Origin of the sequence: Pseudobutyrivibrio ruminis AD2017 (assembly GCF_000424305.1) — a bacterium.
GTDB lineage: Bacteria > Bacillota > Clostridia > Lachnospirales > Lachnospiraceae > Pseudobutyrivibrio > Pseudobutyrivibrio ruminis_B.
In genome coordinates this window covers 95559-110685 of the sequence record NZ_AUJQ01000007.1, presented here as the reverse complement: position 1 = coordinate 110685, position 15127 = coordinate 95559, and the positions used below count along the sequence as shown (strand labels likewise).

The following is a 15127-nucleotide window of genomic DNA, read 5'->3' as shown; positions in this document are numbered from 1 at the left end:
CTCATACGATTTAATATAACGTAATAGATTTATATTGCATATAATACTGTTTCATAAGGAGTAGCCCAATAATGTCTTAGATACAATTTGTATTCTTGATTAAAGCTTAATATTATCTGAGGAATATCTATAATGTCTTCTGGCTTATGATATACACAAATTGCCAATTTAGGCTTTTGTTCAATTATTATTCTTTTTGCTCCCAACAAAGCCTCATATTCCGCCCCTTCAATATCCATTTTTATAAATGTTACTTTTTTGTCTCTTATAAAATCATCTAGTGATATAACTTCAACTGCTGTATCGCCAGTTCCATTTGTACTCACTCGACTACTATTGCTATTTGAATTAAAACTCAGTTGTCGTGTACTCCCCCATAATCCCTTATTTATTATTTCCCATTTTTCACATTGCTTATCACATATTTTTTTATAGTTTTCGTCATCTGGTTCAAAAGAATATATCTTGTAATCTTTACTAGAGCACCATTTCAAAAAGTACTGAACTGTTACACCATCATAACAACCAGCATCTATAAATACTTCCTCTTCCTTTTCGCATGACAATTCTCTTAACCCGAAATACTGAGTACGATTTAGTTCATTCAAACTCTCACCGATATTTATGATTCTTTCCTTTTGAACTCCAAGTTCATAAAGTTGATTCACTATTTCTTCTGAGTTAAAAGTATTAGCAACAATAATATTCGACTCTAGATATTTCTCCTTTAATACATCAGGAGATAGTATAGGTTTTTGGCAGATATAGCTCCCTTGTTTAGATGTATCACTGTCAACTAGCGCTATAATCTCATCACTATAAAATGCCAATAATGACTGCGCTCGAGCCCCTGCACCAAATAAAATATTATTACTTTTGCATATTTGCTTCGGAAATTTCTCTAACCCCTCTGCTTCACTAACTAACTTAAATAAATCTTCTTTTGAATTACTCAAATTGTAATTTAGTCTATTGCAAAATATCCGTTTTGATTTGTCATCAGATAATCTAGAATATATTTTTCTAATAACATCAAACTCATTTTTCATATACAACCCCGTCTATTTTTCTATTAAATTCAAAATAAAATCTGCTGCTCTTTTTGCAGCTTTTCCATCCTCATGAACCCCATATTTATCAAAGAATTTCCGCAAACCGATACAATATTGTTCATTATTAAATTCCATGATATTTTTGCAAAGCTTTTCATTTGTATCCGCAGAAGCAAATGGCAACTCTTCATAATTTATATAAAAGCCACGTTCTTCAGATAAATACTTTTCCTTATCAGGTGCAAATAGAAACACTGGTCTATTAATATAGGCCGGTTCAAACATGATACTTGAATAATCTGTAATCAATGCATCTGATATACCTACAAGCTCTTCCCCATCATAATAATCACTTAAATCAATAACATAATCTGGTTTAGGAATCAGTTTACTTTGTTTAGCTACAAATGGATGCAAGCGTAGCAATATATTCCAATCTCCACCGAACTTTTTATCTAGAGCAGCTTTAAGTACTGAAAAATCCAATTCATTTTCAAATATTCCATCAATCGAACCTGGCTCTTTTATTCTAAAAGTTGGAGCATATAAAATATATTTTTTATTCTTATCCAATGAATACTTGTTTATTACTTCATAATAATCATATTCATCATCAAATAATATGTCTGATCTAGGTGAGCCAACATAAATAGCAGGACCATCATACTTGAACCCACTTCGACACGTTTTTTCGTCAAATTCACTACCAACTAGCAGATAATCAATATTATCCCAACCATGTACTCCATACTTATCAATATCTGTTTCGCCACGATATCTTAATTCATCATAGCCAAACATTTTTAGGGTAATACTAGACCAATGTTTTAGTTGGATTAAGATTTGTCCAGGCCTTGAATTCGTGCACCCCGTATCTGATACAATATATTGTGCTCCATAAAAGTATTTATAATATCTATCAATATCTTTATCAGATACTGTTTCTACACCAAGTAACTTTATATCTGTATCCGATTTTATATACCAACCAATTTCAATATCATTTCTCTGATTGATTATGTTCTTAACTATATTTTTACCATGACCTGCATAATCAACAGATGTTATTAGTAATACACGCTTTTTATCTAAGGGTTTTGATTCATACTTTTCTTTATAATATTCAGCATCACTTTTCAGTAGCAAATACTCTTTTATATCCCTTTTATATAGTTCATTTTTTATATCGTCACGATTCTTTCCAGCTACTGCAACAATTAATACATCGCCAGTCCTCTTAGTATAACCTTCCAAGTCATACAATGGCCTACCCAGAACCGATGTGATTTGTTCCTTATTTGATACTACATACTCAAAATAAGAAATTCCAGCCTCTAATAATTCTAGGCCAAATTGCTTACCCCAATTTCCAGCTCCATAAATAATTACTCTTTTTGATTCTCTTATACGATTTATATAATCACCTAAAAATATATTGAAAAGATTTGGTTCTTCTTTTATAAAGAACAAATCTTTCAACTGAATCATTTCTAAATCTTTGTTTCTTGCTATATTTTGTGGATGCTTGATTGGAAAACACATTCTATCTGTCTTATTCGTTTCAATTGCTAATCTACTATCTTCGTCAACAGTATTGCAATGAGTTGCTGCACTATTAAAACCTGTATACCTGACCAGATTATAACTTGGATATATATGTAACCGCTTTTTCAAAAAAGAGCTAAATAGAAACTGATGGTCCCATGAAGATGTAATTTTCCCCGAATAACATTCATCAAACCATCTATACCAAAAGTTAGCTATCATTCTATCGTTATATAGTTTATATAAATAATCTGTTTCAACTACCTTAGGATACTCTTGCAATTCATAATCATAATCTTCCCAGGCTCGCTTCCAAGTTGCCCATCCCCAAGTGTTATTTAAATAAGTAAAATAATAATCCGCACTATTATCCTTAAGCCCAAAACTCATCCCTGAAACAGAAAAAATGCGCTCATCATCCTTATATCTTTCTAACATTTCCTGGCAAAAAATGTAGAAATCATTAGTTGGAACACAATCGTCTTCAATTATAATTGCTGAGTCCTCATGGCAAAATACTTCTGTTATCCCAGTCGCTGGGCGTTTTCCACAACCCATATTTACATCAGAATAAATCCTTTTTACTTGACACTCCCAATCAATATTACTAACAATATCTCTACACTCTTTGCATAATGTTTTATCATCGGGATGGTCAAATCTAGGTCCATCTGCTACTATATATAATTTTTCAGGTTTGGCTGCTCTTATACTTTCAAAACTTTCTTTAACACAATCTGGTCTGTTGAAAATAATAAATACAACCGGGGTGTGAAGCTTGAAGTCTGTCATACACTTCTCCTTAGAAAGATGATATTTAATCTAGCCAAATATGCACATTTTTCGCACCTAATCGTATTATTTCATCTGCGATTTCTTCTGTATAATTACCACTTACTATATAATCATAGTCGGGGAATTCTTTAACAGCGTCTTCTGTATTAATTATTACTATTCCATCAAATGACCCACTGTTTTGGTTATTTATATCTGTAAATAGTTTTACGTTGAGCCCTCTTCGCTTTAAATGGTCATATACCTTTTTCCCACGTTTTCCTGCCCCGCATATAATAATATTGCTTTTTTCATTTAAATATTTATCGGCTTCTGCTTCTCCAATATATTTCAAGACTTGGCGTTTACTGCTTTTTCTCACTTTTATCGTGTATATAAGTGGATAGTCTCGATCAATTAATGAAAAATCATCTGCTTCTAGCTCCTCACAGCAAAGACCGTACATCATAGCTGTCGCAAGTTTTACATTTCCGTACGTTTGAATCGAAACATTCTCTTCCCCAAAATATGGAATAAACATTTTTTCTAAAGCGTTATAATCAAATCTCCAATAACTCCCCCATCTATCTGCATCATATCTCGATATTTGTGATATTCCCGCAACAGTTATTAATGCAACTCCATCATCTCGTAAAACTTCATAGATGTTTTTGACAACCTTGCCTATATTAAAAATAAACATGAGTACTTGAGTGAGTATCAAGCAGTCGTAAGTATTAGCTGTTAATCCTTCTCCTGTCTCTAAATTTCCTTTAAAAGCGTTATCGCCCCACCCCTCTACATGCATTATATGAGAAACATAGTTCGTCCCATATGTCCTGGTATAATAGTTATCACCAATCTCCAACACATCGCCATGGATATGATTTTTATTCTCATTTAAAAACTTTTCAATAAATAACCTATCTATTGCTTTTCCTCGGTTGGTGCCAAAATCCCTAGTAACTGGATAAATGCTCAACTTTTGTATCATCTTTACACTAGATGAATAGATTATTCTTAAGATTTTATTTTTCGCATCTATGTAATCAGTGCTGTCTGTTATTTCCCATTCAGTATTCGATATACTCTCTTTTAGATACTTTTTTCCTGATTTATAAAAAATGAAAGAATTCTCTTTTATAATTCTTTCACTTTCTGTATCATCCTCCCAAATTTCATTTTCACCTAGAAAAATTTTATCTTTCGGAAAACCCAAATCTTCCAACTGGCACAGAATGTCCCAGGCATTTTTAACCATTAAAAGTACCCCTATACTTGTGTCAATCAAGTCCTTCGTTGGCTGTACAATTCCTTCATTACCATTGGCATTATTATCAAAGACATTGAGTACATCGTACTTTCGCTTTAGTTCTTTTTCTTTATTCTTATAAAATCTTCCACCACCAAAAACATAAATTTTTTCCATTTATCTATGCTTCCTCAATCCACTTTAAATAGGCTTTAAATTCTTCTATGTTTTTATTATTTATTCCGTTTCTTTTTATATTTAATAATCCATCTTTTGGATTCCAAGCTCCAAAGTTTGTTGCAAATGTTTTTTCTATTCCATTCTCCTCGCAATACCCATTGGCTATCTCATCATAATCTTTACCATATACTCCAAAAGGATATGAAAATACTGTAGTCTTTCTTCTTATAGTATTTTCCAACTTACGAATTGAATCCTTAATTTCTATTTGTTGTTCATCTATAGATCTATTTTTTAATGCACTATGGTTTAGTGTATGGGCACCTAATGTTATATAAGGATTCTCTGATAATTCTATTATTTCTTCATCAGAAAGCATCTTATATCTATCAATCAGCCTGCGTTTTTCCCTCTTCCATAGCCACATCTGATTGAGCCATTCTTCCCGCTTCTCACTACTTATGAGATTTTTCATTAAAAAATGGATTTGTTTGTAACATTCATCTTTATTTTCATTACAATCCAATGACCATTCATAATCAAATATTTCATCCTTTAAATGAAGATATGGAGGTGTGTATCTATCATAAATTAAATACTCAAGTTCATCCCACCACATCATTCTATTTGAAACATCTTTTCCATTAGTAATAAAAACTGTAGCTGGGATTTTCATTTCCTCTATGATAGGAAGCGCCTTTATATAAAAATCCTCATAGCCATCATCAAAAGTAATTACAACTGCATCACGGCCTTCAGACTCCCAATCGTCTTCAGCACTCAATATATCATAGTTCCCTTTTAACCATCGCAAATGTTCTCTAAAATTTTCTTCTGAAACAGCTAATAGATTTTTGTCCAAATCTAGAGTATTAATTCGATGGTAGCATAGTACGATTACTTTTCTTTGCATATCAATTAGCGTCCCTTCGATTAACTATTTGTAGGCAACTATCAAACAATTATTTATATTTGATGCTGTTCCCTTAATAACTGATAGTTCATCAAATACATCACTTCCTAAGTCTCTCTCAACAGCCTCCCAGTCATTAGGCCATACCTCCTTTATATTCTGCACAGAATAAACAAAAAAACCGGCTGCTTTAAAAAGATTTCCTAATGTCAAACAATTCCACGTATACAAATGATTATCTATATCACTTCTTTTATAATCGACATCGCATGATTCATTTGGCACATAAAACACAATTTTGCCACCTGTTTTTAACACTCTATATAATTGTCGCAGTTCATCTAAAGGTCGTTCTACATGTTCAAGTACATGTGTTGAAATAATGATATCAGCATAATTATCACTTATTTCGTTTGTATACTTAACGCTTTTTATCCCTTGCTTACTGCAATATGCTCTTGCAAAATCATTAACTTCTATACCTACTTTATTATTGTTTTCAAATTCTTGTAACAGATATCCACCTGCACAACCAAATTCAACCAACGTATCAGTATCCTTTACGTAAGGTTTGAATCTTCTATAGCTAACTTTTGCACCAAATACTCCCATCGGTTTTTGCCATTCAAAATAACGCTCATCATAATGCTCTACACCTCCACCAAAATCAACTTGATTAACCGATATAAAATTAGTTATCCCAACCTGGAGACATTGCATTTTTATTTCTCTTTCTTTATTACTGCAAATTACTATCATGCTATTTTCTTTATCTATAGTTTTCAAATAACTTTCAAAAGAGAAAACATTCCATCCCTCGTGCTCTCCATACTTATCCTTATTATTATCAATAAATCCTTTAACTTTTATTTTTTCATAATCAAATTTCTGAGCTAGTTGTTTACCTTTTTCACAAAATCCCCAAATATATACATTTTTTAGCTTTAAGAAGTTAATCCAATCTATTTCATTACTAATATACATAAATCCCCCATTTTTTTATAATTCACTGTATAGTTTTAAAGTTTTTTCTTTAATATCTTCTTCCGAAATTAAACTTGCTTTCGCTATCTCATTTATTGAAACCTCTTTTGCCATCTCACTATCTTCAAAAATCTTTATTATTTGTGATATCAAAATCTCTGAATTGTCCAAATCATATAAGAACCCTGTTTGCCCATGTTCAATTAGTGATGGTATGCCACCAACATTACTAGCAACAATTGGTATTCCTATAATCATTGCCTCTTGTACAGAATTTGATGAATTCTCAATTGTCGATGCCAGCAAATAAACATTTGCTTTTTCATACTCCTCAATCATTCCGTACACATCACAATTTCCGATGAATTCAATGTTTTCATATAATTGTAAACATTGAATTTGCTCAAATATATATTCTCCATATTCTTTGTTTGCATCAAGTGGGTTTACTCCAGCAATTCTAACCATTAAATCTGGATATATTTCTTTCAACTTGGCAAATACTTTCAATACAAGATGTAAGCCTTTTAATGGATAAGATGCTTGACTCATAAAAATAGTATGTGGTTTGCACTCGTCCACTCTCCATCTTCCTTGAGCAGCATATATTTCATTTCTCATTATTTCTTTGCCAACATGATATTGTGCATAAGGTGCCAGCTTCGTACTCCACTCCTTATCCCATTGTGTTCGGCCAATAATATGCCTTGCCATTTTGAGCGCTTTTTTTTCACATATTCCGGATTCTCTGAAACTATTTTGGTAATCAATTATACTTTTCATAAGCTTATCATCATGTCGCATTTCACTTGTCAATCCATTAAACAACGACTCGCCACATTGCGATATTAATCCTTGAATGTGAATTACTGTTTTATCCAAAATGCCTTTATTTTCACATGCTAACATCATTGCATATGTATGGACATATTCGGTTCCCCATATGTGTACTATGTCAGGTTGGTAATTATCAATGATTTCTTCGAACCTATTAACCATTTGGTCAATATTTTCTTTCCCGCATTCTAAAAAAGAATAATATTTATTACTAGCTAACTCTCCATCTTTACAGTTTTCCGCTTTTTGGATTGGAACGCAAATAGCGAAACTATAATCCTTATTATTGTTGACCAATCGCCAAATGGCGCTCATCCACCCTCCAAAATTTGTTTGCTTAATCAATAAAATATCAGCTAACTCGGGAAGAACGATATTACCTAACCAAAGAACTTTTTTTGCTTTTTCTTTTTTAACGTTTTCCTCTATTCTCCTTCTAATCAAGAGTCTTTTATAGTATTCCTCGCCTATTCTAAAAGCATTCAATGGGTTATAAACAGCTTTTTTCGCTTTCAATAATATTTCGTCTGTAATAGTGCTACTAGTTATCGCATCTAAAAGCTCCCTTACAAAATACATTCTATCTTTATCATTAAGAGCATAGTTCTTTAATACTGAATCTGCCTTTCTTAACACATAGCGGTCAAAATCTTCTTTACCATTAATATTTATGACTGCATCCATTAATGGTTTAGTTATATTGGTTGAAAACAAGCACTCTATTTTTTTCGAGCAACTAATATCTGACTCTATTATTTTTTTTACTTCTATTGCTTTGAAATTGTTTACTCTTTCATTTGATAATTCATATAATGCTTCCTCTGTTAACATACTAAAATCTATTAATACGTTTTTCATATTAATAAAAAACTCATTAAACATACTATTCTCGTATCCATATATTTTTGCAGAAGCATTACCTTTATTGTTTTGATGCTCATAATATAAATATAGAGGCTTTTTTAACACGACGCACGATTCTATAGATGGCAATAACTCAATATTAAATAGTGTATCAGCACCATAAACATCATTTCTAAACGATACATTTTTTATTATGTTTCTTTTATATAAGTTCGCCTGATTTAAAGACAATTTCTTTCTCTGAAATAAAATTGAATTCCTACGTACTTCATACTTTGTATCACAATATAAATCTTCTACTCCTCCCGACAAAACATATTGACTAATCAATTCATCACTGTCATTAAGAATATTGACAATCACATCTGTCCATATCAAATCTGGCCAATTATATTTGCTTATAGCTTCTGCCATTATTTCTAATGCATTTTCAATAATTCGATCATCTGAATTAAGAAAATAAATATATTCTCCACGTGAAATTGAAACTCCATTATTCAAACTTGCGTATATCCATTGATTATCTTGATGAATTACACGAATTCTACTGTCACGCTTCATCATTAGATCTGCTATATCACCTGTATCATCTGTTGAACCATCATCAACAATAATCATTTCCCAATCTTTAAAGCGTTGATTAATAACACTCTCTACCGCTAAAGGAAGATACTTTCTATTGTTATATACAGGTGTAACAATTGAAATTAAGGGATTGTTCATTTAAATTACATTCCTTCCATAATATGGGCAACATTATTAGCAAAAACATCTAATGAGAATTGGTTCTCATATAATTTTCTTGCCCTAGTCCCCATTTCACCTCTTTCCGAAGGATTATCTATTAACCATTGCATTTTTTCTGCCAAATCCTTCGTATCACCATTTTTAAAAACAAATCCTTCTTTACCACTTTTTATGTACTCACTTATACCAGTCGCATCTGAAACAATAACTGGTATATTATTCATCATAGCCTCGATAGTTGTTAAACTTAATGACTCCACAAAAGAAGGGCATACTAAAACATCTATATCTTTATACATTAAATTCAATTCACTTCTTGATAATTCCCCTAATAATCGAACTCCTCGCACATTATTAATTAACTTTTCTACAACACAATTATACTCATTATCTGTAAATTTTTTCCCAATTAACCAATATTCGACATCGTAACCATTATTATTTATCAAGTCCGCTGCATTAAGGAAAACATCTTGTGCTTTAATTTTTACTATAGAGCCAATAACTGCAAACACAATCTTTTTATTCTTTGAGAAATTCCCCTCTTTCATTGTGTTTGGAATGCCAACAGGCAATATCGATACACTTTGCTTATTATATACTTTATTATATTCTTCCTTTGCTATATTGCTTACCGCAAATACCTTTACTTTTAATTTATCCTTATTTACTCTCCAATCAATTTGTCTATATCCCTTTTCAATAAAATCCTTTTCCCCTTCGTGAATCCACCAAATAGTCGGCTTGATTGCTCCAATTTTATATGCATAATTTGCCATTTGAGCAGTATTAATCCAAATGTAATTGTAATCTTTTAAAAATTCTATTTCCTCGCTTCCTAGAATCGAAATGTTGGGATAAATTATTACCTCAATACTTAAACTTATTTCTTCTACAAGCTTATTATCTATTTCTTCTGTGATTATGCTTACTCCATAACCGATTTTCTTTAATGCAAGTGCTAAACTCATAGCTGCTATACTTCCGCCATTATAGCCCATTGGGCATGTAATAATTCCAACTTGTTTTGTCTTCTTTAGGTCTTTTTTGCCTACAATTTGTGCTTTCCCATAACCATTAAGCTTTAAAAATTTTTGCCAAGTTAAAATCTTATTTAGACATATCCCCATTTCAACAAGTTGTTTTTCCATCGCATTTTCGCTTATGCTCATTAATAGAATATAATCGAAAGTAAGTTCTTTAATGCATAATGGATTTAAAATATCTATTTCATCCATTTTCATCCCATATGCCTTATTATCTATAAATGCAACTATTTCTGCAGATGGACAAATATCATATAATTCTTTTATCTTTTTTTTATAAAAATTTCCAATACCGAATATAACTAATTTCATTGTCCCCTCAGACTTATATTATTAATTGATAAACCTTGCTATTGTTTCACATTCATCAATATAGTCCATTATCCAATGAACTTTTTCACTATTTTTTAGTTCTTGAAAAAGTTGCTTCTTGATTGTTTCACATTTTTTTTCATCTTTTACACATATCAAGTAATAATCTATGTTTTCATTTTTATTACAAACATAGGCATATGAATACACCCGATGCCCTCCATATTTGCCAATTTGTTTATAATCTGAATCACATAAATACAACTTTTTGCACTTTCTTCTTGCTATAGAATAAATTCTTCGCCCTATCTTTCCCATTCCACAAATAGCTACTCTTTTCCCTGAAAACAGAATGAAATATCGATTCCATATCTCTTCCGTAAGTTGCATATCTCCTTGCCAATTTCTTGTGTTATCAAGTACCAGTCTGTGCCCTCTATATGAATTGATATATTTTCTTATGGATTTTATTATTATTTCCCTAGTTGTCGACGAATAAGGAACACCATATCCTCCCGACATACCTTCAAACCAAATCTTTATTGGTAATGACACTATTGAAATATTTGATTCCTTTATAATACTTGGATATAGTTGTTCAATCGAATTACATTGATAATTAATTTTTGTTATATATTGTTTTTGAAAGAATAAACGAAAGACATCCACTTTCATAGCAAATAATCTCGAATCTATTATTTCTACATTTCTATCCCCATATGCATCAAAATAGTTACGATCAGCCCCAATCATTGCTAACAACACATTAATATTTTTTACTAATAACCGACCCGTAATTTTTATAAAATAATTTGCTGTCTTTAACAAATAACTGGTTTCAAATGCATAATCTAATATTTCTGATTCTCCGTATGATTTTCCATATTCAATTGTTTTTTTGATATTGCCATTAAAAGTAATCCACTCAAAATCGACTCTATGATTTTTAGCCAACTGCTTAATGCTCGGTGGACATTCTTCTCCTGAGTTCTCACAAAAAACTATTTTTTTCACTTTACTCTTGGTTATATAAAATCTAATTGCATCTATATACTGAGTCCTTCTCTCATCAGCATTACTTAAAGATAAAAAAGGTACTTTACTAGATGTATTAATCGTTCCAGTAAGCAATATCACACATTCTTTACAAACCACAAAATCCCCCGCTTTGCTTAATAATTACAATTTTTTCTCTCAAAATCTAACTCTAGTAATTTACTACTATTTTTATACACTTCAGTCTGCCATGAAGCATCATAATGATGAATTGCTTTTGTATAGTCCGTTAACATTATTCTTTTAGTACTAGCACTTTTGCCAGTAAGCATTTTTTCCGGAAACACTGTTATACCGTCGAGTATCTGATATGCCCCGTTTTTTATCAACCCTCTTTTTTCAAGTACTCTGGTTTGATGAATAGGACAAGGCGTTAAATCCATAACTCCTGAATCATTAATAAAAGAAATGTTATTATAATAGTCTAACATTTCTCCTATAACTTTATTTCCTTTTTTCCCTCCAAATCCCAAACCTGTAGCAACTCTATAAGGTGTCTCAAATGCAACAAATGCATCTTGAAAAAGCATATCATCAAAATTCTTTACTATTTCAACATCAACATCGAAATATAACCCTCCATTATTGTAGACTACATCCAAACGTACATAATCTGAAACAAATGCCCATTTCTTTGAATCATACGCTTCTGAAACATATTTTGCTTTTCTAATATCATAATTAGATTCATCCCATCGTATAATCTCGTAATCAGGACAATACTTCCTCCATGACTGCATCCAAATTAAATTCTTCTCTGGAATAGGTGAACCACCAAACCAACAGTAATGTATTATCTTTGGTATTTGTCGTGTAGAATAAATACTTAAATTATCCGGAATCTTTTGAAGTAAATCTTCTTTCTCTTGTTCATAACCATTAATAAATATAAGACAATGTGTTTCTTTTAAAGCTAAATTAGTAAATTTTTTTAATTCTTCATTAATCCCGATATAATCAACTGCCGTGATTAGTAAAATTACATTCCTACCTTTAACATATTCATTTGCCCCCCGATATGATATGACCTTTTTTTTCTTACCACCAATTATTATTCCTTCTTCTTGTATCCTGATGTCCCTATCAACAAAAACGACTATTTTTTCTAAAAATTCTAATCCAAAAACTTTCTCCAATGTATGCGCATTTTTCCCAGCGCCAATACATATTACTCCGTCAGGAAATTCATTTGCTTTTTTAATAAAATCTTCTTTTTCAGAAACAACTATCATTTTTTGATACCTTTATTATTAATGTATGTTATATACTCATCTGCTACACGTTCCATTTTAAATTTCTTAGAATAGTCTATGATATGCTTATAATCCCATTCTTTCTCGTACCATTGTTCAATAGCCCTAGCAACGCTTTCATCTGAATGATCTTTTATTAGTATCACTGCTTGCTCATCATTCACATCCGCTGCTGTTTCGTTATCGCTAAACATTATTACTGGCTTGCCAAATGTAATTGCTTCTAATGCTACTAAACTCACCCCTTCAGCCAACGCAGTCATTATTAATCCATCTGTTTCTGAATAGACCTTATTCATTTCTTCAGACTCAATTGCACCTATTATTCTTACGATATCTTCATAATTATTCTTTCTTATTTCATCTTCTATACGGTTTCTATAAACGTCATTTTTTAGTGCTTTTCCTACAAATATAATAGAAATGTTTTCTAAAACATCTTTCCTTACATACTGTAATGCTTTGACTATTTGTATCTGATTTTTTCGTGCTTGTAATGATCCTGAACAAAGAAGTATTTTTTTATTATCTTTTCTTAAACGTATATCCTCCAAATAGTTATTCTTATCATTCTTTATTTTTGTGCCATTAACGATTACATGTATATTTCTAGATTCAATTTTCAGCTCTCTATTTATACGACTTTTCATCGCATTGCCAACTGTTATAATCTGAAGGTCGGGTATGCTTAACACTCTTTTTTCCCAAACATTATCTTTATATCCCTCTATTATTTTTCGTTTATCTCCTATATACAAATGACAAACAAATGCACTCTTTTGTTTTTTCTTCATACATAAATTTAATGCATTATAAGTGAACTCTCCTCCACCCTGTACAAAAACCATGTCTGGTTTTAAATAATCAATAATTTCATTAAGCTCTTTAATCAGCCCTTCTTGCCATTCATCTATTGTTTCTTCATTTCTTACTTCTGGGAGATAGCTGGTATTTTTTAAAAGTTTTATATCTCCTATTTGCACATCCTCGTGAACTGCAATATTTCCTACGTATAAATAACTTTCCTCCTTTTTGCCTATGAACTCACATATATCAGCAATCATAATAGAGCCACCATTTTTCAACACCCTATATTCATTATTGCACTTCTCATATACATTCCAGGCAACAGATAGTATTTTCATAAAAAATATCCCTTTACTATTCAATAATGCAACTAACTTCTATTCCTGAATTACCTCAATACAGATTTACGTATTTTTCTTCTTCACTCATCCACCATTTCATCCTTCAACACTGTATCAATCTTAATAGTAGTATTAGCCTTCTTTCCTACAATATCTTCAAACCTATCTGCTGATATTCCATTACCAGGTCTCTTAAATGTCAGCATGTCCTCTGTTATAATATCGCCCTTTTGAATTTCTTTTGCTGCCACTAGTGACCGTCTCGCATTTAGTCTTGCTTTTTTCTCACTTTCCAAGCATTCTAATGTCCCATTTCCCAGCAATGTCCTAATGTAAGATATCTCTTTTATAATTTTTCTTACATCATTTGGGTCCATAGCATGGTAATGATCATTTCCTTTCAATGTTTTGTCTAGGGTGAAATGTTTTTCTATAATATTTGCGCCTAATATATATGCCGTTTTCAAGACTTCGTAATTACATTCTGGTTTTGTATGGTCTGAATATCCGATATTACAGTCTTCGAATGTAGATTTTATAGTTTGTATTTTATTAAGATTAGCATGCTCATATGGTGTTGGATATTCTAAAACACAATGCAAAAGTGTTATCTTTTTATCATTGTATTTTTTTATAAGCTCTACACTTCTAGAGATTTCATCTTCATTAGAGGCACCAACCGAAAGTAGTATAGGCTTATTTTTTTTAGCAATATATTCTACAAACTTAATGTTATTTAAATCCGAAGATGATATCTTATATACATTCATCAGCTCGTTTAAATAATCTGCTGATGCTACGTCAAAAGGTGTAGATAAGAATTCAACATTGTACGTTTCGCAATAATCAGCTAATTCTTTATATTCATCATAACCAAAGGAATCAAATTTTTTAAAAAGCTTATATTGTGAATCTGTTGGTTCTTCATTGATATCCCAATAATGTGGAGAATCTTTTGATGCCAATGTTTCGGCTTTGTATGTTTGAAATTTAACTGCATGTACTCCTGCTTCTGCTGCTTCTTTAATCATCAATTTTGCTGCTTCCATTGGAGTTATATTTTCTTTGGCTGCGATATCATAATAGTTAACCCCTATCTCAGCAATCAAAATAAATTTGTTGTCATTAATTCTCTTATTTATGATATCAATCATTATTCTCCCC

At 31.4% G+C, this 15127-nt stretch carries 11 protein-coding genes; all 11 read right to left on the bottom strand.

What is annotated here, in order from left to right:
• Positions 1-29 precede the first annotated feature (29 nt).
• The 11 genes from G611_RS15265 to G611_RS0106125 all read right to left on the bottom strand — a co-directional run bounded on the left by G611_RS15265 (position 30) and on the right by G611_RS0106125 (position 15117).
• Positions 30-1049, bottom strand: a complete 1020-nt coding sequence (locus tag G611_RS15265) for an FkbM family methyltransferase (protein ID WP_051195121.1) — start codon at positions 1047-1049, stop codon at positions 30-32.
• A gap of 12 nt (positions 1050-1061) precedes the next feature.
• The gene (locus G611_RS15260; RefSeq protein ID WP_051195119.1) at positions 1062-3389 is read right to left on the bottom strand and encodes a CDP-glycerol glycerophosphotransferase family protein; all 2328 of its coding nucleotides are present in this window, start codon (positions 3387-3389) and stop codon (positions 1062-1064) included.
• 25 nt (positions 3390-3414) lie between these two features.
• Positions 3415-4800, bottom strand: coding sequence for a hypothetical protein (locus G611_RS0106165; protein WP_028242879.1), 1386 nt, complete (start codon positions 4798-4800; stop codon positions 3415-3417).
• Between the two features lie 4 nt (positions 4801-4804).
• The gene (locus G611_RS0106160) at positions 4805-5665 is read right to left on the bottom strand and encodes a polysaccharide deacetylase family protein (RefSeq protein ID WP_207636288.1); all 861 of its coding nucleotides are present in this window, start codon (positions 5663-5665) and stop codon (positions 4805-4807) included.
• A 75-nt stretch (positions 5666-5740) separates the two neighbouring features.
• A complete protein-coding gene (locus G611_RS0106155; protein WP_028242877.1) occupies positions 5741-6700 on the bottom strand; it encodes a class I SAM-dependent methyltransferase in 960 nt (319 codons plus the stop codon).
• A 15-nt stretch (positions 6701-6715) separates the two neighbouring features.
• Complete coding sequence (locus G611_RS0106150) at positions 6716-9124, bottom strand: glycosyltransferase (protein ID WP_028242876.1); 2409 nt, start codon at positions 9122-9124, stop codon at positions 6716-6718.
• 5 nt (positions 9125-9129) lie between these two features.
• Positions 9130-10506: a glycosyltransferase family 4 protein gene (locus tag G611_RS0106145; RefSeq protein WP_028242875.1), complete on the bottom strand. Its 1377-nt coding sequence runs from the start codon at positions 10504-10506 to the stop codon at positions 9130-9132.
• 21 nt (positions 10507-10527) lie between these two features.
• A complete protein-coding gene (locus G611_RS15255) occupies positions 10528-11661 on the bottom strand; it encodes a hypothetical protein (protein ID WP_051195118.1) in 1134 nt (377 codons plus the stop codon).
• Positions 11662-11678: 17 nt separating this feature from the next.
• Positions 11679-12794, bottom strand: coding sequence for a glycosyltransferase family 32 protein (locus tag G611_RS15250; RefSeq protein WP_051195113.1), 1116 nt, complete (start codon positions 12792-12794; stop codon positions 11679-11681).
• Entirely contained in the window at positions 12791-13960 is a 1170-nt protein-coding gene (locus G611_RS0106130) for a glycosyltransferase family 4 protein (protein ID WP_028242873.1), read from the bottom strand. Before G611_RS0106130 ends, G611_RS15250 begins: the two co-directional genes overlap by 4 nt.
• 83 nt (positions 13961-14043) lie before the next feature.
• The gene (locus G611_RS0106125; protein WP_051195110.1) at positions 14044-15117 is read right to left on the bottom strand and encodes an N-acetylneuraminate synthase family protein; all 1074 of its coding nucleotides are present in this window, start codon (positions 15115-15117) and stop codon (positions 14044-14046) included.
• Between the last annotated feature and the right edge of the window lie 10 nt (positions 15118-15127).

Coding starts and splice junctions, on each gene's coding strand:
- G611_RS15265 (WP_051195121.1), bottom strand. CDS start 1,049: ATGAAAAATGAGTTTGATGTTATTAGAAAAATATATTCTAGATTATCT.
- G611_RS15260 (WP_051195119.1), bottom strand. CDS start 3,389: ATGACAGACTTCAAGCTTCACACCCCGGTTGTATTTATTATTTTCAAC.
- G611_RS0106165 (WP_028242879.1), bottom strand. CDS start 4,800: ATGGAAAAAATTTATGTTTTTGGTGGTGGAAGATTTTATAAGAATAAA.
- G611_RS0106155 (WP_028242877.1), bottom strand. CDS start 6,700: ATGTATATTAGTAATGAAATAGATTGGATTAACTTCTTAAAGCTAAAA.
- G611_RS0106150 (WP_028242876.1), bottom strand. CDS start 9,124: ATGAACAATCCCTTAATTTCAATTGTTACACCTGTATATAACAATAGA.
- G611_RS0106145 (WP_028242875.1), bottom strand. CDS start 10,506: ATGAAATTAGTTATATTCGGTATTGGAAATTTTTATAAAAAAAAGATA.
- G611_RS15250 (WP_051195113.1), bottom strand. CDS start 12,794: ATGATAGTTGTTTCTGAAAAAGAAGATTTTATTAAAAAAGCAAATGAA.
- G611_RS0106130 (WP_028242873.1), bottom strand. CDS start 13,960: ATGAAAATACTATCTGTTGCCTGGAATGTATATGAGAAGTGCAATAAT.
- G611_RS0106125 (WP_051195110.1), bottom strand. CDS start 15,117: ATGATTGATATCATAAATAAGAGAATTAATGACAACAAATTTATTTTG.